The organism is Micromonospora sp. ATCC 39149 (assembly GCF_000158815.1).
Classification (GTDB): Bacteria; Actinomycetota; Actinomycetes; order Mycobacteriales; family Micromonosporaceae; genus Micromonospora.
Genome location: NZ_GG657738.1, coordinates 1,768,891 through 1,788,733, shown reverse-complemented (window position 1 = coordinate 1,788,733; position 19,843 = coordinate 1,768,891). Strand labels below are relative to the sequence as shown.

16 protein-coding genes, 1 other RNA gene and 3 pseudogenes are annotated in these 19,843 nt (G+C 74.5%); 12 read left to right on the top strand and 8 right to left on the bottom strand.

Annotation, left to right across the window (positions count from 1 at the left end; genetic code table 11):
• Window positions 1–16: 16 nt before the first annotated feature.
• Window positions 17–223 carry a hypothetical protein gene (locus MCAG_RS07260; protein ID WP_036372697.1) on the bottom strand — a complete coding sequence of 69 codons (207 nt, stop codon included), beginning with the start codon at window positions 221–223 and terminating at the stop codon, window positions 17–19.
• 115 nt (window positions 224–338) lie between these two features.
• On the opposite strand from MCAG_RS07260, the gene MCAG_RS07255 reads away from it, so the two are divergent.
• The 4 genes and pseudogenes from MCAG_RS07255 to MCAG_RS36150 all read left to right on the top strand — a co-directional run.
• On the top strand, window positions 339–860 hold the full coding sequence (locus MCAG_RS07255) for a DinB family protein (protein ID WP_007072317.1): 522 nt from the start codon (window positions 339–341) through the stop codon (window positions 858–860).
• Window positions 861–968: 108 nt separating this feature from the next.
• Window positions 969–4,169, top strand: a pseudogene (locus MCAG_RS30520) (SNF2-related protein).
• Window positions 4,166–4,739 (top strand): annotated as a pseudogene (locus tag MCAG_RS36155) (SWIM zinc finger family protein); the annotation flags it as partial. The pseudogenes MCAG_RS30520 and MCAG_RS36155, both read left to right, overlap by 4 nt.
• A gap of 169 nt (window positions 4,740–4,908) precedes the next feature.
• Window positions 4,909–5,162: pseudogene (locus MCAG_RS36150) on the top strand (hypothetical protein); the annotation flags it as partial.
• Between the two features lie 15 nt (window positions 5,163–5,177).
• On the opposite strand, the gene MCAG_RS07240 reads toward MCAG_RS36150, so the two are convergent.
• Both MCAG_RS07240 and MCAG_RS07235 read right to left on the bottom strand, forming a co-directional pair.
• Entirely contained in the window at window positions 5,178–5,435 is a 258-nt protein-coding gene (locus tag MCAG_RS07240) for a DUF3040 domain-containing protein (protein ID WP_007072314.1), read from the bottom strand.
• A gap of 676 nt (window positions 5,436–6,111) precedes the next feature.
• Window positions 6,112–6,783 (bottom strand): bifunctional DNA primase/polymerase, encoded by a 672-nt coding sequence (locus MCAG_RS07235; RefSeq protein ID WP_007072313.1) that lies wholly within the window; start codon window positions 6,781–6,783, stop codon window positions 6,112–6,114.
• A gap of 244 nt (window positions 6,784–7,027) precedes the next feature.
• On the opposite strand from MCAG_RS07235, the gene MCAG_RS07230 reads away from it, so the two are divergent.
• From MCAG_RS07230 to mctP, 7 genes are all read left to right on the top strand, one after another.
• Window positions 7,028–8,254: a helix-turn-helix domain-containing protein gene (locus MCAG_RS07230; RefSeq protein ID WP_007072312.1), complete on the top strand. Its 1,227-nt coding sequence runs from the start codon at window positions 7,028–7,030 to the stop codon at window positions 8,252–8,254.
• The gene (locus MCAG_RS07225; protein ID WP_050777899.1) at window positions 8,251–8,853 is read left to right on the top strand and encodes a flavoprotein; all 603 of its coding nucleotides are present in this window, start codon (window positions 8,251–8,253) and stop codon (window positions 8,851–8,853) included. Before MCAG_RS07230 ends, MCAG_RS07225 begins: the two co-directional genes overlap by 4 nt.
• A gap of 171 nt (window positions 8,854–9,024) precedes the next feature.
• Window positions 9,025–9,984 carry a Nif3-like dinuclear metal center hexameric protein gene (locus tag MCAG_RS07220; protein WP_007072310.1) on the top strand — a complete coding sequence of 320 codons (960 nt, stop codon included), beginning with the start codon at window positions 9,025–9,027 and terminating at the stop codon, window positions 9,982–9,984.
• Window positions 9,974–10,711, top strand: a complete 738-nt coding sequence (locus MCAG_RS07215) for a zinc ribbon domain-containing protein (protein WP_007072309.1) — start codon at window positions 9,974–9,976, stop codon at window positions 10,709–10,711. The genes MCAG_RS07220 and MCAG_RS07215 overlap by 11 nt, the downstream gene beginning before the upstream one ends.
• Before the next feature lie 5 nt (window positions 10,712–10,716).
• Entirely contained in the window at window positions 10,717–11,949 is a 1,233-nt protein-coding gene (locus tag MCAG_RS07210) for a bifunctional RNase H/acid phosphatase (RefSeq protein WP_007072308.1), read from the top strand.
• Between the two features lie 205 nt (window positions 11,950–12,154).
• Window positions 12,155–12,397 carry a DUF3311 domain-containing protein gene (locus MCAG_RS07205; protein WP_036372692.1) on the top strand — a complete coding sequence of 81 codons (243 nt, stop codon included), beginning with the start codon at window positions 12,155–12,157 and terminating at the stop codon, window positions 12,395–12,397.
• 58 nt (window positions 12,398–12,455) lie between these two features.
• Window positions 12,456–14,111 carry a monocarboxylate uptake permease MctP gene (mctP, locus tag MCAG_RS07200; RefSeq protein ID WP_036372689.1) on the top strand — a complete coding sequence of 552 codons (1,656 nt, stop codon included), beginning with the start codon at window positions 12,456–12,458 and terminating at the stop codon, window positions 14,109–14,111.
• A gap of 83 nt (window positions 14,112–14,194) precedes the next feature.
• On the opposite strand, the gene MCAG_RS07195 is transcribed toward mctP, so the two are convergent.
• A complete protein-coding gene (locus MCAG_RS07195) occupies window positions 14,195–14,956 on the bottom strand; it encodes a sulfite exporter TauE/SafE family protein (protein WP_007072306.1) in 762 nt (253 codons plus the stop codon).
• Between the two features lie 175 nt (window positions 14,957–15,131).
• Here MCAG_RS07195 and rnpB point away from each other — a divergent pair.
• An RNA gene (rnpB, locus tag MCAG_RS30070) (RNase P RNA component class A) lies at window positions 15,132–15,547 on the top strand.
• A gap of 11 nt (window positions 15,548–15,558) precedes the next feature.
• Here rnpB and MCAG_RS07190 read toward each other — a convergent pair.
• The 4 genes from MCAG_RS07190 to MCAG_RS07175 all read right to left on the bottom strand — a co-directional run bounded on the left by MCAG_RS07190 (window position 15,559) and on the right by MCAG_RS07175 (window position 19,620).
• Window positions 15,559–16,224 (bottom strand): HAD family hydrolase, encoded by a 666-nt coding sequence (locus MCAG_RS07190; protein ID WP_007072305.1) that lies wholly within the window; start codon window positions 16,222–16,224, stop codon window positions 15,559–15,561.
• Window positions 16,221–17,144, bottom strand: a complete 924-nt coding sequence (locus MCAG_RS07185; RefSeq protein ID WP_007072304.1) for a DMT family transporter — start codon at window positions 17,142–17,144, stop codon at window positions 16,221–16,223. Before MCAG_RS07185 ends, MCAG_RS07190 begins: the two co-directional genes overlap by 4 nt.
• A 108-nt stretch (window positions 17,145–17,252) precedes the next feature.
• The gene (locus MCAG_RS07180; RefSeq protein ID WP_007072303.1) at window positions 17,253–18,761 is read right to left on the bottom strand and encodes a SulP family inorganic anion transporter; all 1,509 of its coding nucleotides are present in this window, start codon (window positions 18,759–18,761) and stop codon (window positions 17,253–17,255) included.
• Between the two features lie 238 nt (window positions 18,762–18,999).
• The gene (locus MCAG_RS07175; protein WP_007072302.1) at window positions 19,000–19,620 is read right to left on the bottom strand and encodes a hypothetical protein; all 621 of its coding nucleotides are present in this window, start codon (window positions 19,618–19,620) and stop codon (window positions 19,000–19,002) included.
• Window positions 19,621–19,843: the final 223 nt, after the last annotated feature.

The window sequence follows — 19,843 nt, the reverse complement described above, 5'->3', positions numbered from 1 at the left end:
GACGGCCCGCGCCCGGTCAGACGGCCGGCCCCCGCCACCGGTAGAGCCACCCCTGATCCCCGCCGGTGGTCGACTCCAGCTCGTAGATCTCGGCCTCGGCCAGCCCGTGCGCGCCGAGGTGATGGTGGGTCAGCGGCGGCCGGCCGTTGCTGTCCAGCTCGACCGTGACCGTCTGCCCGTCGGCGTTGCCGCCCGCCAGCGGAATCTCTGCCGTTGATGCCATGGGCCCATCCTGCCCCGGCGGCCGACGCACCGCAGGCGATAGCCGGCCCCCGGCGAGCGGGCCCGCGCGACCGGCTCGGGCAGCGCGACCGGCTCGGGAGGGCTAGGGTCCGGGGATGGCGGAGATCAAGGTCGACCCCACCCTCGGGCCGGTGCTGGCCCGCACCGGCGACGAGCGTGCCGTGCTCGAATCATTCCTCGACTTCCACCGCGCCACCGTGCTGCGCAAGCTGGCCGGCCTCACCGACGCTGACGCCCGGCGCCGGCTCGTGCCCTCCCTCACCACCCTCGCCGGCCTGGTGAAGCACCTGACCCTGGTGGAACGGAACTGGTTTCCCTGCCTGCTCGCCCCGGAGCCCGGCGACGTCTACCAGACCACCGAGGAGGAGGCGGCGGCCAGCTTCACCCTCGACGCCTCCGACACCGTCGAGACACTCGTGGCCGGCTACGAGCGGGCCTGCGCCCGATCCCGGGAGATCGCGGCGCGCTTCGACCTCGACCACGTGGTGCCGCAGCCGCAGCTCGGCGAGGTATCCCTGCGCTGGATCCTGGTGCACATGATCGAGGAGACCGCCCGACACGCCGGCCACGCCGACATCCTGCGCGAGCTGACCGACGGCTCCACCGGCGTGGTCTGACCCACCCCGGCCGCACCGGGAAAGCGCCGACCCGGCCGGTCGGCCCGGTGCGTCGGCCGCCCGACCGTATCCGGTCTATTCTCGGGGGTCGTCGGCAAAGGGGGAGCGGTGCTGGTCGTCCACGGGTCGTGGCTGCCCGGCGCGGGGCTCGCCGTCTGGGCGGAGGACAGCGGCCTGCCGCCGCAGGCGCCCCGCCGGCCGGGCCGGGCCCCCCGCGAGCGCCCCCATCCGTTCGCCGCCGACCACGCCACCCTCGCCGCCGCGCTCGCCGCCGGGCCGGCCGCCGCCGAGCCCGGGTCGGTGCTGCTGCGCCTGCCCACCCGGGCGGGCTCGCCGGCCGACTCCCCGGAGCTGGTCCGCACGGCCGTCGCCGAACCGGTCCGTGGGCCGGTCACCCTCGCCGGCTGGCGCGCTCCCGCCCTCCGGTACGCCCCGGCGGACGCGCTCGCGCTGCTGCGCGCTGCCGGCGACCGTCCCGGAGGTGCCCAGCGCGAACACTGCGGCACCTCGAGGAGCTGACCGAGTTCGCCGCCGACCTGGTCCGCAGGAGCCGGGTCCTTGCCCGGCGTCGCCCCCGCACCCGCACCCGGGCCGGAGGCCGGCCGTCTTCCGTCCGCTTCCCCGGGCGGGTGCGGCGCACGCCGTCGGCCCGCGTCCGACCGGCGGGGTCGGGGCGCGGGCGGTGTGGCGGCCCCTGCTCACCGGCGCGGACGCCGCCTGGGCGCGGTCACTCGCCCTGGCCCTGCCCCCGGCCGCCCCGGGCCGCCAGCGACGTGCCGGCCGGGGAGTTGGTCGCCGACGCCCTCGACGCGCTCACCGACGCCGCCGCGCGGGCCGCCCTCACCCGTACCGGGCTGACCGGTGGTGGCCGCCCGGGCGGTGCGGTGCCGGCCTGGCTCGCGGCGCTGACCGGGCCAGACGGTGGGTTCACCGCCGAGCGGGCCGCCCTCGACGCGCTGGCCGCCGCGCTGGCCGACTGGCAGCGGGACGCGGCCGGCGGCACGGTTCGGGCCAGCTTCCGGCTGGTGGAGCCGGCCGCCGACCCGATCGCCGACGCCCTCGCCGCCGCGCTGGCCCAGGACGCGGCCGATGCGGAGAGCGAGCCGGGCGTGGCGGCGGACGATGCGGAGAGCGCCTCGGTCGACCCGGGCCGCTGGCGGGTGGAGTTCGGGCTCCAGGCCGCCGACGAGCCGAGCTTGCTCGTCGACGCCGGTCAGATCTGGCGGTCCCCGCACGCCCTTCCCGGGCTCGCGGGCCGGCTCGACTCCCCCCAGGAAACTCTGCTCGCCGAGCTGGGCCGGGCCAGCCGGCTCTGGCCGGAGCTGGACGCCGCCCTGCGTACGGCGACGCCGGAGGCGCTGGAGCTGGACGTCGAGGGCGCGCACCGGTTCCTGCGCGAGGGCGCGCCGGTGCTGCACGCCGCCGGGTTCGGGGTGCTGCTGCCGGGCTGGTGGCGGCCGACCGTCGTCGCGGCTGGGGGCGAGGTTGCAGGCGCGCAGCCGTACCGCCCCCGGCACGGTGGCCGCCGCCGGCGGCGGGTTCGGCCTGGACGCCCTGGTCGACTACCGGTGGGAGGTGTCCCTCGGCGACGAGTCGATCTCCGCCGAGGAACTGGCCGCGCTGGCGGAGCTGAAGACCCCGCTGGTCCGGCTGCGCGGACGCTGGGTCGAGCTGGACCCGGCGCGGCTGGCCGCCGGGTTGCGGCTGCTGCGTTCGGCGGGCGAGCTGACGGTGGCCGACCTGCTCCGGCTCGGGCTGGCCGAGTCCGACTCCGCCGACGCGCTGCCGGTGCTGGAGGTGAGCGCCGACGGCGCGCTGGGTGACCTGCTCGCCGGGCAGGCCGAGCGCCGACTCACCCCGCTCGACCCGCCGCCGGCCTTCGCCGGGACGCTGCGGCCGTACCAGCGGCGCGGGCTGGCCTGGCTGGCGTTCCTCCAGTCGCTCGGCCTCGGCGGGGTGCTCGCCGACGACATGGGGCTGGGCAAGACGGTGCAGCTACTCGCCCTGCTCGCCGGGGACCCGCCGGACGCCGGCCCGACCCTGCTGGTCTGTCCGATGTCGCTGGTCGGCAACTGGCAGCGGGAGGCCGCCCGGTTCACCCCGAAGCTGCGCGTACACGTGCACCACGGTGCCGAGCGGGCGCGGGGCGACGACTTCGTCGCGGCCGTGCACGCGGCGGACCTGGTCCTCACCACCTACTCGGTGGCCGCCCGGGACGCCGTCGACCTCGCCGGGATCGACTGGCACCGGGTCGTCGTCGACGAGGCCCAGGCGATCAAGAACGCCTCGACCCGGCAGGCGGAGGCCGTCCGGGCGCTGCCCGCCCGACACCGGATCGCGGTCACCGGCACGCCGGTGGAGAACCGGCTCGCCGACCTGTGGTCCATCATGCAGTTCGCCAACCCCGGACTGCTCGGCCCGGCGGCGTCGTTCCGCAAGGCGTACGCCGAACCGATCGAGCGGCACGGCGACGCCGAGGCCGCCGAGCGGCTGCGCCGGATGACCGGCCCGTTCGTGCTGCGCCGGCTCAAGACCGACTCCTCGGTCATCTCCGACCTGCCGGAGAAGCTGGAGATGGAGGTGCTGTGCAACCTCACCGCCGAGCAGGCGGGGCTGTACCAGGCGGTGGTGGACGACATGCTGGCCCGCATCGAGTCCAGTGACGGCATCGAGCGTCGCGGCCTGGTACTGGCGGCGATGACCCGGCTCAAGCAGGTCTGCAACCATCCCGCCCAGCTGCTGCGCGACGGCTCCGCGCTGACCGGCCGCTCCGGCAAGCTGGCCCGGTTGGAGGAGATCCTCGACGAGGTGCTCGCGGCGGGGGAGAAGGCCCTGCTGTTCACCCAGTACGCCGAGTTCGGCGGGATGCTGCGCGGTCACCTCTCGGCCCGGTTCGGCCGTGAGGTGCTCTTCCTGCACGGCGGGGTCGGCAAGGCCGACCGGGACGCGATGGTGACCCGGTTCCAGTCCGACGCGGGCCCGCCGCTGTTCGTGCTCTCCCTCAAGGCCGGCGGCACCGGGCTCACCCTCACCGCCGCCAACCACGTCGTGCACGTCGACCGGTGGTGGAACCCGGCGGTGGAGGACCAGGCCACCGACCGGGCGTTCCGCATCGGCCAGCGGCGGCGGGTGCAGGTCCGCAAGTTCGTCTGCGCCGGCACGCTGGAGGAGAAGGTCGCGGCGATGATCGCCGAGAAGCGGAGCCTGGCCGCGTCCGTGGTGGGCACCGGTGAGCAGTGGGTCACCGAGCTGTCCACGGACCGGCTGCGCGAGCTGTTCGCTTTGGAGGCCGGGGCGGTGGTCGAGTGAGCGGGGCAGGCACGAGCGGCCCGTTCGCCGACTACGGGCGGCCCCGCCGGGTCGAGGGCGGGCTGCGGGCCCGCAGCACCCGGGGCGCGATCGGCCGTTCCTGGTGGTCGCGCCGGTTCCTGGAGGTGCTGGAGTCCTTCGCGCTCGGCACCCGGCTCACCCGAGGTCGGTCGTACGCGCGGGCGGGGCAGGTGCTCGACCTCGACGTCGCCCCCGGCGTGGTGACCGCGCGCGTGCAGGGCTCGCGGCCTCAGCCGTACCGGGTGCGGATAGCGCTGGAGCCGTTCCCGGAGGCGCTGTGGGACCGGGTGGAGGCGGCACTGGCGGTGCAGGCGTTCTTCAGCGCCCGGCTGCTCGCCGGTGACCTCCCGAACGAGCTGGAGGAGCTGTTCGCCGCCACCGGCGCGCCGCTGTTCCCGGCCGACGTCGCCGAGCTGGACCAACGCTGCAACTGCCCCGACTTCGCCGTACCGTGCAAGCACCTCGCCGCGACGTTCTACCTGCTCGCGGAGGCGTTCGACGCCGACCCGTTCGAGCTGCTGCACTGGCGGGGCCGCCGCCGCGCCGAACCTGCTGAAATCGGCTGCGTGCCCTGCGCTCGGCCGCCGGCCCAGGGCCGCGACGACGGCGGGAGAGCTACGCCGGCGTCCACCGGGGACGGCCGGGGTGCGGCCACGAGGGACGGCGGCCCGGACGGCCCCATCTCGAACGGACGTCCCGCCCCACGGCCGGGCCGTGCCCGGCCGTGGGTGCCGCCCGGGCGCATGCTCCACTGCCCGCGCGGCGCTCGCCGACGCGGTCGACCGGTTCTGGGTCGCGCCGGTGCCGCTGCCGGATCGGCCGCCGAGTCTGGCGACGGGCCGGACCCTGCTGCTGCGGCAGCTCGGTGCCCCGGCGCCCGCGCTCGGCGGTCCCGGCCTGGTGGAGCGGCTGCGCCGGGCGTACCGGGAGTTCGGCCGGGCCCGCCCCGAGGCGGACGGCGGCCCCCGGTGACCCCGGCGCGGCCGGTCACCACCAGCGGCGACGGAACCGCCACATGACGGCGGCGTTGGCCAGCAGCACCGCCGCGAAGATCGCCCCGGCCGGTCGGCCGGCCAGGACGGTGGCCGCCGGCAGCGAGGCCCACAGCACGACGGCCAACAGCATCAGGTACCGGCCGCGACGGGCCCGGGCCCGGTGGTCCAGGCGGGCGAAGAACTCCGGGTCGCTCTCCCGGAGCTGACGGGTGATCTGTTCGAACCTGCGCTGATCCTCTTTGCTGAGCATGGCGGTGCCTTCCCCTCACGCGTTCAGCGGTTCGGCGGCATACCCGCTGCGGCGGCGGCTCACGCGCTCCTGCTGCTGCTACTTTCGACGGACGGCCTCCGACGGGCCGCCGCCGGGCGCCTGAAGCCCGCTCGTTCGCGTCTCAAGTTCCCCTGTGCCGTTGAACGACGTCAGCCGCCGCAGGACGGGGCGAAACATCGCGCCGGGGCCCGCCCGGTGCGTGTCCGCCCTGCTCCGGACGCCGGCGGCGGCAGTGCCCGAACCGGACCTCGGGACAACGGCGTTGGGCGCCGTCTCAAGTGCCGTTCCCGACCCGTCCACCGCGCCTTGAAGCCCTGCACCCGGTCGTTGCCTCCCGGGGCAACCCCTCAGGCAACAGTCGCCGCACCCGTCCCACCCCCGGGGCAGGGTCAGGGGGTGGGACGGCGGGTGCCGGCCGGGCGGGAGCCCGTCGGGCGGGGGCGGCCCGGGCGCGAGCCGGGTGGACGGGTGGGTGGCCAGCGCAGCGGCCAGCGGTGGTGCGGCGGCGGCGGTTCCGCCCCGTCGGGTCGGCGCGCCGCGTCATCCCTGGACATCAGACCCCCGATCGGCGCGGTGTCGCGCCCTCGCCCAGGTCAACGACGCCCGCAGCGGCCGGGACGCTGCCCAACCGGCGTCCGCTGCCCGACAGCGGCGCTCACCAGCCGCGCCTGGGCAGCGGCAGGTGGCCGGGGAGCAGCTCGGCCGGGAGCGAGACGCCGGTGGCCCGCAGGGCGTCGACCAGCACGTTCTGCACCAGGTAGGAGTCCGGAAGCTGCCAGCGTGCCTGTTCCGGGGCGACCGCCCAGCGGACCGCGCCCTCCGGCAGCCGGGTCGGCGGTGCGGCGATCCACGAGCCGACGCCGTGCCGGACCACGTGGAAGCAGTGCTCCAGCTCGGGGCGGAGCGGGTCGCCCGGGCGAACCAGGAACATCCAGCGCCCGGTCGGGGTCACCACCACCGGCCCCCGGACCCCGGCGCCGGCCGGGTGCGTCCCGACCGAGTCGAGCACGTGCCGCCCGAGGTGGGCCGGCACCTCGAGGACGTCGAACGCCCGCCCGGTGGGCAGCAGCACGCCGTGCGGCCGGCTGCGCCACCAGGTCGCCACCCGGGCCGGGTCGGTGGTCGCGGCCCGCTCCCACTCCTGGAGGGCGGGGTGGCAGCCGATGGTGGGGCAACCGGCCCGGCCGCACACGAAGCGACTGCGTGCCAGGCACGCGCCGGGGGTCACCTCCCAGCCGTGCGCGGCGTAACGGACGGCGACCCGGCGTAGCCGGACCCGTTCCAGCGGCGACAGCTGTGCGACCCGCGGGCCGACGTTCCCCCACATTCGTCCGTACTCCCTCCGCCCGCCACCGCTAGGTGCCAGGTCCCCTGTCGAGCGCCGTCACTGCCGTAGACCGTCGTCGTTGACTGACGAAACGGCTGGTGCAACTTGCACGAAAGCTACGAGGACCACCCGTGCGGCCGACGTACTGGCTGTGCGACCAGCGAAAACCTGAGGACGAGCGGATTCACGCCGCCTGCGGGCTGCCGCCGGTGGCCGATTGGATACCGGCAGGGGGGACGGAAAGATGGACGAATTGCCCATTGGCCGGCGGGTGGCCTACTGGCGCGGGCGGCGCAAACTGTCCCAACAGGTCTTCGCCGACCGGCTCGGCAAGTCCAAGAGCTGGGTGGACAAGGTGGAGCGCGGGGTGCGCAGGCTGGACAAGTTCTCGGTCCTCTACGAGATCGCCTACATCCTCCAGGTCGACGTGCAACTGCTGCTCGGCAAGGACCCGGAGCGGCGCACCGACGCGCTCAACTGCATCGACCAGGTCGAGGTCCAGGAGATCCGGGCCGCCCTGGAGCGGTACGACTCGATGAGCGCCTACTTCGACGCGGCCCCGTACCCGCCGCCGCTGGCGGACATGCGCAAGGCGGTCAACCACGCCTGGCTCACCTACCAGTACGGCCGTTACGGGATGCTGACCCGGGCGCTACCGAAGCTGCTGCGCGACGCCCAGGCCGCCGACGCCGGCCACGACGGCGACCGTGCCCTAGAGGCGGCCAACCTGCTCGGCCAGGTGTACCAGATCGCCTCCTCGGTGCTGCGCAAGCTCGGCGAGTGCGACCTGGCCTGGCTGGCCGCCGACCGGTCGATGGCCGTCGCCCAGCGGGCCGACGACCAGCTACTGGCCGGCATCGCCACCGCCCGGGTGAGCAACGCGATGGCCGCGATGGGCCGGCCCCTGCCCGCGCTGGAGCTCAACCTCACCATCGCCAACCGGCTGGCCCTCGGCGGGAGCAACGACGACCCGCAACGACTTTCCGTCTACGGCATGCTGCTGCTCCAGGGCGCGATGGCCGCCGCCCGGCTCGGCGACTCCGCCACCGTCGACGACCTGATCAACGGCGCTTACGAGGCGGCCCTGCAGCTCGGCAGCGACCAGAACCACTACTGGACCTCGTTCGGCCCGACGAACGTGGAGCTGCACCGGGCCGCCGCCGCGGTGGAACTGGGCGACGGGGGGCGGGCAGTGGAGATCCACCACCAGCGCATCACCGAGCCCGCGTTCAACGCCCTGCTGCCCGAGCGTCGGGCCCACCACCTGCTCGACCTGGCCCGGGGCCTCGCCCAGATCGGCGACGTGGCCAGCGCCGGGGAGATGCTGCTACGCGGCGACCGGCTCGCCCCCTCGGAGATCCGCTGCCGCCCGATCGCCCACGAGGTGATGTCGGACGTCCTGCGTCGCACACGGGGTGCGCCGCCTTCGCCGATCGCGGAGTTGGCTGAGCAGATGGGAGTGGGAGTATGAGCGCGGTGGGGGTCGGGACGACCGATCTGCGCCGCGGCAGCGAGCGCCGCGAGGTGCTCTACGTCATCGCCTGCGGGTCGCCGCTGGCCGGCCACGTCGGCCGGCTCGTGGAACTGGCCCAGCAGGACGGCTGGGACGTGTGCGTGGTCACCACGCCGGACGGCGAGAAGTTCGTCGACCGGCCGGCGCTGGCCCGCCAGACCGGTCATCCGGTCCGCAGCCGCTACAAGAATCCAGGCGACCCGGACGTGCTGCCCCCGGCCGACGCGATGATCGTCTGCCCGGCGACGTCCAACACGGTCAACAAATGGGCGGCCGGCATCACCGACACCCTCGCCCTCGGCCTGCTCGTCGAGGGACAGGGCAAGGGGGTGCCGATCGCGGCGGTGCCGTTCACCAACGAAGCCATGGCCAGGCATCCGGCCTTCCGGGCCAGCCTGGCCCGGCTGGCCGAGTGGGGGGTGGACGTGCTCTTCGGCGACCACGTCGTCCCGCTGCACCCGCCCGGCTCCGGCGAGCACCACCTGCACGCGTTCCCCTGGGCCGCCGTCCTGGCGGCCCTGAACGGCCTGCGTTGCGCGGCCACCCCCGCCGCCTGAGCCGAACAGCCCGAGCCGATCAGCCCGGAGCCGGGAAAACCCGAGCCGGGGAAGCCCGAGTCGAGAGAGCCGAGAAGCAGGGGCCCCTTGTCAGCGGATTCCGTCAGTCCGGGGGCCCCTTCCCACCGCCGACGCCGTGGCGGACGGCCAGCGCCGGTAAGCTGGCCCCCCGTGAGCACAACCGCGAACCCGCCGCCGCCGACGACCGTGGCCGACGTGGTGGCGGGGCTTGCGCAGCGCTATCCGACGGCCTGGGCCGAGGACTGGGACCGCGTCGGGCTGGTGCTCGGCGAGCCCACCGCCGGAGTGCGCCGGGTGGCCTGCGTGGTCGACGTGGTCCCCGAGACGGTCGCCGAGGCGCTCGCCGCCGGTGCCGACATGATCGTGGCCCATCACCCGCTGCTGTTGCGCGGGGTCTCCTCGGTCGCGCCGACGACGTACAAGGGGCGTATCGTCCACGACCTGATCAAGGCCGACGTGGCGCTGTACGTCGCGCACACCAACGCCGACGTGGCCGCCCCCGGCGTCTCCGACGCCCTCGCGGCCCGCTTCGGGCTGACCGGGCTGCGCCCGCTGCACCCCCCGGCTCCCGGGTCGCCGGCGGCCGGCGCCGGGCGGGGAATCGGTCGGATCGGCGAGTTGCCCCGGCCGATGACCCTCGCCGAGCTGACCCGGCACGCGGCCGCCGTGCTCCCCGCCACCGCCTGGGGCGTTCGCGCAGCCGGCGATCCCGGGCGTATGGTTCGTACCCTCGCGGTCAGCGGCGGCTCGGGGGACGCCTTCCTTCGCGCGGCGACCGCGGCCGGCGTCGACGCGTACCTCACCGCCGACCTGCGACACCATCCCGCCGGCGAACACCTCGCCGCCGGCGGGCCCGCCCTGCTGGACGCCGCCCACTGGGCGACCGAGCGGCCCTGGCTCGACGACCTGGCCGCCGTCCTGCGGGCCGAGCTGGGCGTCGAGACCACCGTGTCCGATCTGGACACCGACCCGTGGACGGTGCACGCCACCGCCCCCACGGCTGCCGGCCCGGCAGCCACCCGCACCGCGCCCGGCGGCGCCCCGACGCCCGCCGCCGACCCCGACCCCGCCCCCGCCGCGGACGACAAGGAGCCCCGACGTGAAGGCTGACCCGAAGGTCCAGCGCCGCCTGCTCGACCTCCAGGCGATCGACACCGCCCTCGCCCAGCTCGCCCACCGCCGCCGCACCCTGCCCGAGTGGGCCGAGCTGGAGGCCCTCGCCCGGGAACTGTCCGCGCTGGAGGACGAGCGGGTCCGCGCCCAGGTCGCCGTCGACGACCTGGACCGCGACATCGCCCGCATCGAGAAGGACGTCGAGCAGGTCCGGGCCCGCAAGGGCAAGGACGAGGCGCGGCTGGCAGCCGGCACCGGCCCGGCCCGGGAGCTGGAGGCGCTCCAGCACGAGCTGGTCTCGCTCAACCGCCGGCAGAGCGACCTGGAGGACGCCGAGCTGGAGCTGATGGAGCAGCGGGAGACCGCCCAGGGTGTACTCGACGGGATCGAGCGACGGGCGGCCGACGCGCGCGAGCGGCGGGTGGCGGCCGAGCGACGCCGCGACGAGGCCCTCGCCGAGATCGCCAAGGAGGAGGAGTTCAAGCGGCAGGCCCGCCAGCCCCTCGCTGGCGACCTCCCGGCCGAGCTGGTCACCCTGTACGACAAGATCCGCGCCGACACCGGGCTCGGCGCGGCCCTGCTCACCGGTGCCCGCTGCGGCGGCTGCCGGCTGGAGCTCTACGGCGCGGACATGGGCCGCATCCGCAAGGCCGCCCCGGACGACGTGGTGCGCTGCGAGGAGTGCCGCCGGATCATGGTCCGCACCACCGAGTCGGGGCTGTAGCCGCGATGGCGGTGCGCACGGTCGTCGTCGAGGCCGACGGCGGGTCCCGGGGCAACCCCGGCCCGGCCGGCTACGGCGCGGTGGTCCGGGACCAGGCCAGCGGCGAGGTGCTCGCCGAACGGTCCGAGGCGATCGGCACGGCCACCAACAACGTGGCCGAGTACCGCGGGCTGATCGCCGGCCTGGAGGCCGCCGCCGAGCTGGGCGCGGTCGAGGTCGACGCCCGGATGGACTCCAAGCTGGTGGTCGAGCAGATGTGCGGTCGCTGGCAGATCAAGCACCCGGGGCTACGGCCGCTCGCCGCGCAGGCCGCGGCGCTGGTCGACCGGTTCGCGGCGGTGCGCTTCCAGTGGATCCCCCGGGAGCGCAACCGGCACGCCGATGCCCTCGCCAACGCCGCGATGGACGCCGCCGCCACCGGGTCGGCCGCCGCCGGCCCAGCCCGCGCCGCGGCCGTACCGCCCCGGGCCGCCGAGCCGGCGCGCGCGGTGGCCGCCCCGGACTCGCCCGCCCGGGCCCTCGCCCGGGAGGCCGCCGCCCGCGCCGCGACCCGGGGGGCCGGGACCGACCCGGCGACCACCCCCGCGTCCTGGGAGCCGCGCCCCAGCGACACGGCGACCCGGCTGATCCTGGTCCGCCACGGCGAAACCGAGTTCACCGAGCAACGTCGCTACTCCGGCCGCGGCGATGTGCCGCTGTCCGCGCGGGGCCGGGCCCAGGTGCAGGCCACGGCAGCCCGGGTGGCTGGCCTCGCCCCGGCCGCCGTGGCCGTGGTCAGCTCACCGCTGTCCCGGTGTACGGCCACCGCGCGGGCGATCGCCGGGGCGCTCGGCGACACCGTCGCGGTACGCACGGCCGACGACCTGATCGAGTGTGACTTCGGGGCGTGGGAGGGGCGCACCTTCGCCGAGGTGCGCGCGGGCTGGCCGGGTGAGCTGGACGCCTGGCTCGCCTCGACCCGGGTCGCCCCGCCCGACGGTGAGTCGTTCACCGAGGTCGCCGCCCGGGTGGCCCGGGCCACGGACGCGCTGCTGGCCGCGTACCCCGGGGAGACCGTGGTGGTCGTCTCGCACGTCTCGCCGATCAAGCTGGTGCTGCGCGAGGCCCTCGCCGCCGACGACGCGTTCCTGCACCGGCTCTACCTCGACGCCGCCGGCATCTCGGTGCTGGACCGGTGGCCCGACGGCGGCGTCGCGGTCCGCTCGGTCAACGACACCGCCCACCTCACCGCGCTCTGACCCACCCCGCAAAGGGTGGCCGTTTCCCCCCGGGAACGGCCACCCTTTGCGCCGTCGAGGGGCCCGAGACATCGACAGGTGTGCCGTTCGGCGCAGCCCGGAGCCCGCTCGGCGCACCGCCCGGCGCTGGTTGAACGTGACGCCCGGCACAGGGTCGTAACGTCCGGCCGTCCATGGGGAGACACGAATACCGGAGGTGTGTCGCATGAGCGCATCAGAACCGGAGGAACCCGGCTCGGCGTCGTCCAGGGCGAAGGACCACAGCCCCTGGAACTGGTTGCTGTTCATCCCGATCGTGGTGCCGCTGATCCCGGTCTTCTTCAACGCCGACTCGCCGCGCGTGCTCGGGTTCCCGCGCTTCTACTGGCTGCAACTGGCCTACATCCTGCTCGGCGTGGCCACCACCACGCTCGTCTACCGGCTGACGAAGAAACGGGGTGACCGGTGAGCGCGAGGAGTGAGCCGGGCCTGCGAGCCCCGCAGCCGCGAACGAAGGAGGTCCGGTGATGTGGCGCGACCACCTGACGGAGATCATCGTTTTCACGGCGCTGTTCCTGCTGGTCAGCGTCATGGGCTTCGTGGCGGCCCGGTGGCGGGCCCCGAGGGACATGGCCCACCTCGACGAGTGGGGGCTGGGCGGGCGCAGCTTCGGCGGCTGGATCACCTGGTTCCTCGTCGGCGGTGACCTCTACACCGCGTACACGTTCGTGGCGGTGCCGGCGCTGATGTTCGGGGCCGGCGCGGCCGGGTTCTTCGCCGTGCCGTACACGATCGTCATCTACCCGCTGGTGTTCCTGGTGCTCTGCCGGCTCTGGTCGGTCTCGCACCGGCACGGCTTCGTCACCCCCGCCGACTTCGTCCGCAGCCGGTTCGACTCGCCGGTGCTGGCGCTGGTCGTCGCGATCACCGGCATCGTCGCCACCATGCCGTACATCGCGTTGCAGCTCGTCGGCATCGAGGCGGTGCTCAAGACGATGGGGGTGACCGGCGAGAGCGCGCTGGCCCGGCACCTGCCGATCATCATCGCGTTCGCGATCCTGGCCGCGTACACGTACCAGTCGGGGCTGCGCGCGCCCGCGCTGATCGCGTTCGTCAAGGACACGCTGATCTACATCGTGATCCTGGTGGCGGTGCTCTGGCTGCCGCAGAAGCTGGGCGGCTGGGGGTCGATCTTCGACGCCGCCGAGGCGAAGTTCGCCGCGTCGCCCAACCCGAACGACGGGATCCTGCTCAACGCCAACAACCAGCTCCAGTACGTCACCCTGGCGTTCGGCTCGGCGCTGGCGCTGTTCCTCTACCCGCACAGCATCACCGGCGTGCTGGCCAGCCGGAACCGGGACGTGATCAAGCGGAACATGTCGGCGCTGCCCGCGTACAGCCTGGTGTTGGGCCTGATCGCGCTGCTCGGCTTCATGGCCATCGCGGCCGGGGTGAAGCCGCTGCCCGGCTCCAGCGCCGGCAGCGTGGACAGCAACACGGTGGTGCCGGTGCTGTTCGACCAGCAGTTCCCCGACTGGTTCGCCGGGGTCGCGTACGCGGCCATCGGCATCGGCGCGCTGGTGCCGGCGGCGATCATGTCGATCGCGGCGGCGAACCTGTTCACCCGCAACATCTACAAGGAGTACCTGAAGCGGGACGCCACCCCGGCCCAGGAGGCGAACGTCTCGAAGATCACCTCGCTGGTGGTGAAGGTCGGCGCGGTGGCCTGCATCGTCTTCCTCGACCCGCAGTTCTCCATCGACCTCCAGCTCATCGGCGGCGTGATCATCCTCCAGACGCTGCCGGCGGTGGCGCTGGGCCTCTACACCCGCTGGTTCCACCGGGGCGCGCTGGTCGCCGGCTGGGCGGCCGGCATGGGCCTGGGCATGTGGATGCTCTACCAGATCCCCAACCCGGCGACGAAACGCGCCCACTTCGGCGGCTCGGCGTTCCCGCTGGGCGACTTCGGCTTCGACACGAAGAAGACGATCTACGTCGGCATCGTGGCGGTGCTGGTGAACCTCGTCGTCGCCGCCCTGGTCACCCTGGCCCTGCGGGCCGCGCGGGTGGCCGAGGGCACCGACGGCACCACCCGCGACGACTACTTCGCCGACGAGGGCGACCCGCGCGTCACCCCCGGCGCGACCCGGGGCGCCGACGCCGCCCCCGAACCCGCCGCCTGAGCGCACGCGAAACGGCCCCCTGGCGACGTGCCGCGCCGTCCAGGGGGCCCTTGCGTGCCCACGCGCGCCGCGGGCCGGATCGGTCAGCGGAACGCCCGGTACAGCAGGTAGAACCCGATGACCGCGCCGAACACCACGATCAGCATCTTCAGCACCACCGGCGGCAGCCGGCGGACCAGCCGCGCACCCGCGTACCCCCCGACCAGGGTCGCCGGGGCGACCACCGCGACGCCCGCCCAGTTAACCGGCCCGAACGCGGCGAAGATCACCAACGTGGTCAGCCCGACCACCGCCGAGAGCACGTTCTTGATCGCCGACACCCGGGCCAGCGTCGCGTCCAGCACCAACGCCAGGCCGGCCACCAGCATCACCCCGAGGGCCGCGCCGAAATAGCCTCCGTACACCGCGCCGACCGCGACCGTGGCCTGCACCGTGACGGTACGACGGCGCGGCGCCAGGTCCGCCGGGTGCCCGACGAGGCGGCGCAGCGGATCCTGGAACGCCAGCACGGCGGTCGCCCCGAGCACCAGGAACGGCACCACCAGTTCGAACGCCCGCGCCGGCGTGGCCAGCAGCAGCAGGCAACCGACGACCGTGCCGACGACGGTGGTCGGCAGCAGTGCCCACAGCGTCCGCCCGCGTGGCAGGTCCCGCCGACTGCCCGCCACGCTCGCGACGTAGCCGGGGAAGACCGACACGGAGTTGGTCACGTTCGCCGGCACGGGCGGCAGGCCGACCGCGATGAGCGTCGGAAAGGTGATCAACGAGCCGCCCCCCGCCACCGCGTTCACCGTCCCCGCGGCGAGACCGGCGGTGACCAGCAGCGCTGCGTCGGAGAGCTCCATGATCCCCGAGGCTAGTACGCCCCACCCCGCGCGGCCACGCCACCTACATCGGCCGCTCGACCGGGCCGACGGACGGCTTCTCGCGGCCTCGGAGCGCGGCGAGGGCACGTCGTGCCGCATCCGAGGGGGTGCAATAACCCGCGTCCGGGCGTCGTTAGGATGAGAGCGCGACGGACGAGTCGACCGGGCGGTCGCGTCGACGGGCTCCGGCCCGTCGCCGAGGAACGTCCGGACTCCACAGGGCAGGGTGGTTGCTAACGGCAACCCGGGGCGACCCGCGGGACAGTGCCACAGAAAACAGACCGCCGACCCCAACGGGACGGTAAGGGTGAAACGGTGGGGTAAGAGCCCACCAGCATCCCGGGTGACCGGGATGGCTCGGTAAACCCCACCCGGAGCAAGGCCAAAATGTGCCGCCACCGCAAGATGACGGCACAGCGCAGACGCTTGAGGGCTGCCCGCCCGATGTCTGCGGGTAGGCCGCACGAGCCTGCCGGCGACGGCAGGCCTAGATGGATGGCCGCCGCTGGCGCGGACCCCGGGAGGGGTACGCGCCGGGCACAGAATCCGGCGTACAGGTCGACTCGTCCGTCGCCCACCTGCTACCGCTCGTCGACGGTGAGGGCGGTCACCAGTTCCGCCATGCTGTCGATGACGGCGTCCGCAGCGGCGAGCCGTTCGCGCTTGCCGGGCTTGTTGGCGTACCCGATGGCGGAGACTCCGGCGGCGTGGGCGGCCTCGATGTCGCTGACCGAGTCGCCGACTAGGACGCATTCCGCCGGTTCGGCGCCCAACTCCCGCACGGCAGCCAGCACCGAAAACGGGTCCGGCTTCATCCGCTCGGGGGCGGCCTCGGGTCGGCCGATGACCGGGTGTACGTACGCGGTGAGCCGGCGGGCGCTCAGGTAGGCGCGGACGGACTCGGCCGAGTTGTTCGACACCACGGCGACCCGGCGGCCGGTCTGCTGGGCGGCAACGATGACCTCCCGGCCGTACGGCGTCGGTTCGGCGGTGCGGGCTGCGGTGACTTCCTCGCGGGTCATCGCCTGGTCGATCAGGCGGACGACGGCGGGGCGGCCGATGGTAGCGGTGAAGCGCAGCACGGCGAGCGGGTCGTGTTCGGTCAGGACGTAGGGCGGCAGGGTCACGGCCTGGTCGACGAGCAGCCGACGCAACTCGTGGGCGACGGTCGACGCGGGGTGTCGGGCGAAGATGCCGCACACCGGGCCGTCGAAGTCGAGCAGGATCACGCGGGCACGGTCGATCATCTTCGGTGGAGGGCGACGACCGCTGCCAGGATCAGCGCGCCGCCGAGCAGCGCGGGCGCGGTGAGGCGCTCGCCCAGGAGCAGCGCCGCGAGGAGGACGGCGGAGAGCGGTTCGACGAGGGTGGCCACCGTGGCGGCCGATCCGGACGTTGTCCGCAGCCCGGCGTAGAGCAGGCCGTACGCCAGCGCCATCGTCGCGACCCCCAGGTACCCCAGCAGGGCGAGCGAGGCGGGGTCGGTCGGGAGCACCGGTTCGCCCGCCGTGGCGGCGACGCCCAGGAAGGGCAGCAGTGCCAGCGCCCCGGCGGCGGTGGCGCACGTGGTCAGGGCCACGGAGTCGACCCGCTGGGCCAGGGTGTGCCCCAGCACGGTCGTCGCGGCGTACGTCGCCCCGGACGCGACGGCGAGGACGAGCCCGAGGCCCGGCCGGTTGCCGGGCGCCGGTGAGCCGTGTCCCGCGGTCGCGCTGATCAACACGAGTCCGGCAAGTGCAGCCGCCAGCACACCCGCCTGCCGCATCGACGGCCGGGACCGGGCAGCGGCGTGCTCCCAGACGGCGGCCAGGATCGGTGCCAGTCCGAGCGAGACGACGGTCGCGACGCTCACGCCGACCAGCAGGACGGAGCCGAAGTACAGGCCCTGGTACAGGGCGGTGCCGCAACCGACCAGAACGGCCAGCACCGGGTGGGTGCGCATCGTCGCGAGCACGACACCCGACCGGCGGGTCACCACGGCGAAAGCGACCAGGGCGACGGCGGCCAGCGCCGTACGCCATGCGCTGACCGTCATCGCCCCGAGGCCGTCGCGGCTGTGCAGCACGGTGACCACCAGCCCACCGGTGCCCCACAGGACGCCCGCCGCGCACACCTGGAGCAGCCCGATGCGAGCACTCCGGTGCGCGGACCCCGTCCTCGTCGCCACCGGGCCAACCTAGTTGATGCCGGCGTGGACCCGTCGGTGGCGGAGCCGTACTACCGCCGGGTCCACGCCGACACGGGCCGAACCCGACCCCTGGCCAGGCGCGGCGCGTTACTCCGTGGCGTCGACCGTGTGGGGGCGGTCGTCCTCCGCCGGGCGCGGGGCCACGACGTGCACCGACACGCCCGCGTTGCCGTTGTGCGTCTCGATCCAGGTGTCCAGCGCGGTCCGGCAGGCGTGGTCGACGTGCCGCAGCCCGCCCAGGTCCAGCCGTACGGTGCGGTCCGCGGGCAGGTCGTTCAGCGTGGTGAGGATGGTGGGCAGCCGCAGGAAGGTGGCGTTACCGGTGATCGCGACCTCGATCGGGCCCGGGTCGGCGTCGCGCACGGTGAGCCGGATGTGCGACGTCTCCCACGCGGTCTTCAACACGGCCAGGCCGAGGCCGACGAGCACGCCGGTGAACATGTCGGTGGTGAGGATGCCCAGGGCGGTCACCGCCAGCACCACCGCCTCGCCCCGGTGTTCCCGCCACAGCTGCGGCATCGCCCGCAGCGGCAGCAGCTTGACCCCGGCGTGGATGAGAACGGCGGCGAGCGCGGGCAGCGGGATCAGCCCGATCAGGCCGGGCGCGGCGGCAGCGAACAGCAGCAGCCACAGCCCGTGCAGCACCCGGGATGCCTTCGTCCGCGCCCCGGCCCGCACGTTGGCGGAGCTGCGGACTATGACGGCGGTCATCGGCAGGGCGCCGAGCAGGCCACAGATCGCGTTTCCGGTGCCCTGCGCCACGAGTTCCTTGTCGAAGTCGGTGCGGGGGCCCTGGTGCAGCCGGTCGACGGCCGCCGCGCTGAACAGGCTCTCCGCCGAGGCGACCAGGGTGAACGTGGCGATGGTGGCGAGTACGCCGAGGTCCGTGAGGGTGCCCCAGTGCCCGAGGGACGGCTGTATCGCCGCGAGCAGTCCCTCGACCTCGATGGTGTCGACGGGCAGCCCGAGCGCGGCGGTCACTGCGGCCGCCGCCACGACGGCGACGAGCGCGCCGGGGACCGTCCGCAGCCGGCCGGGCAGGCTGTCCCAGAACACCATCACGGCGATGGTCGCTCCGCCCACGACGAGCGAGATCAGTGCCGAGGTTGACGTGGCGACCTCGCTCACCAGCCCCGGCAGGCCGGTGAACTTTCCCGGCCCGGAGTGCGGCGCGGCGGCACCGGCCATGACGTAGAGCTGCCCGGCGATCAGCAGCAGACCGATGCCGGCGAGCATGCCCTGCACCACCGACACGGTGATGGCGCGGAACCAACGGCCGAGCCGCAGCAGCCCCAGGCCGACCTGGAGCAGCCCGGCGACCAAGACGATCGTGCCGAGGCCGGCGAGGCCGTAGCGGTCCACCGCCTCGGCGACCAGCACCGTCAGGCCGGCGGCGGGGCCGCTGACCTGAATGCTGCTGCCCGGCATGCATCCCACGACGATGCCGCCCACGATGCCGGTGACCAGGCCGAGTTCGGCTGGCACGCCGGAGGCGACGGCGATGCCCACGCAGAGCGGCAGGGCGACGAGGAAGACGACGATGGAGGCGGACAGGTCGGCGCGCAGCGTGCGCCAGGGCAGGGCGGAAGGCGACATGGTTCACATCCGGGAATGCGGGGTGAGCGGGCAACGGGTTGGCCCCCGCCGCCAGCCGCCGGCTGGTCGTACCGCCGGCCCAGCCGGGGGTACGGGTGTCGGCGGCGCGGGCGGCCGGCGGGTGACGCGCGTGGTCGTCGCGTTTGCGGGGAGTGCCCGACGGGCCCGGGGACGTCGTCGTCACCCGTCGCCGTACGCCGCCCGCGTCACCGGGCGGCCGGGATCCCGCTCGCGCCGGTCAGCAGCGCAGGACGCTCAGCCGGATCGGGTCGGGGCCGGCGTCGGCGGTGACGGGGCGTCCGTCGGCGGTGTTGTCCCGGTGGACGGTGGCGTCGGGCAGGGCCGACGATGCCTGCGGCCCGGGGTCACGGCGGTCGGTGCTCTGGTTGCCCCGGCCAAAGCGAGTGACCGACCCGCACGCCTTGCCGTCGAAGCGGGTCACGACGGTGGGGTCCGGTGACTGGCCGGTGCGTGCGGCGAGCGTGGTCACCAGGCGGTACGCCTCCAGGGTGACCCGCCCGGCCCGCGACGCCGCGCGGCCCTGGGCCGCCGGGTCGGGACCGTCGGTCACGCTGGCCCGAAGGGTCACGGTGGACCCTCTAGCGGTGGACCCGGTCACCATCGGCCCGGCGGTAGAGCTGGACTCGGCGTCCGCAATCGGCCCGATCGCAATGGTGGGCGCGGCGGCCGGCGTCGGCAGGGCGGGCCGGGTGGTCGCGACGGGCCCAACGGGCCCGATGGGCGCGACGGTGTTTAGGGCGGCGGCGTCGAACGGGGCGCGGCAGGCGAGGCCGATGTGCAGCAGGAGCGCGCAGACGAGCAACGGGGCGAGGGAGCCGGCGACGAGTCTGCGCTGCACCGCTCACCCCCAGGCCGGTACACGTCCACGCGTGGCCGCGTGCTAACACACGGTAGAACTCCCGACCGGGGGTGCCGGTTACGGCTGTTTTAACGAATTATTGCACGCTACGGGTCCTGTTCCGGAAAGTGTCCCGGGGCTGCCTGGCGGGTGATGGTGGCCGCGCCGGCCGTGGCGACCGGAGGCGTCACGGCCCTGATTCCGGGCACCTCACCGCCTGGCC

Coding starts and splice junctions, on each gene's coding strand:
- MCAG_RS07260 (WP_036372697.1), bottom strand. CDS start 223: ATGGCATCAACGGCAGAGATTCCGCTGGCGGGCGGCAACGCCGACGGG.
- MCAG_RS07255 (WP_007072317.1), top strand. CDS start 339: ATGGCGGAGATCAAGGTCGACCCCACCCTCGGGCCGGTGCTGGCCCGC.
- MCAG_RS07240 (WP_007072314.1), bottom strand. CDS start 5,435: ATGCTCAGCAAAGAGGATCAGCGCAGGTTCGAACAGATCACCCGTCAG.
- MCAG_RS07235 (WP_007072313.1), bottom strand. CDS start 6,783: ATGTGGGGGAACGTCGGCCCGCGGGTCGCACAGCTGTCGCCGCTGGAA.
- MCAG_RS07230 (WP_007072312.1), top strand. CDS start 7,028: ATGGACGAATTGCCCATTGGCCGGCGGGTGGCCTACTGGCGCGGGCGG.
- MCAG_RS07225 (WP_050777899.1), top strand. CDS start 8,251: ATGAGCGCGGTGGGGGTCGGGACGACCGATCTGCGCCGCGGCAGCGAG.
- MCAG_RS07210 (WP_007072308.1), top strand. CDS start 10,717: ATGGCGGTGCGCACGGTCGTCGTCGAGGCCGACGGCGGGTCCCGGGGC.
- MCAG_RS07205 (WP_036372692.1), top strand. CDS start 12,155: ATGAGCGCATCAGAACCGGAGGAACCCGGCTCGGCGTCGTCCAGGGCG.
- mctP (WP_036372689.1), top strand. CDS start 12,456: ATGTGGCGCGACCACCTGACGGAGATCATCGTTTTCACGGCGCTGTTC.
- MCAG_RS07195 (WP_007072306.1), bottom strand. CDS start 14,956: ATGGAGCTCTCCGACGCAGCGCTGCTGGTCACCGCCGGTCTCGCCGCG.
- MCAG_RS07190 (WP_007072305.1), bottom strand. CDS start 16,224: ATGATCGACCGTGCCCGCGTGATCCTGCTCGACTTCGACGGCCCGGTG.
- MCAG_RS07180 (WP_007072303.1), bottom strand. CDS start 18,761: ATGTCGCCTTCCGCCCTGCCCTGGCGCACGCTGCGCGCCGACCTGTCC.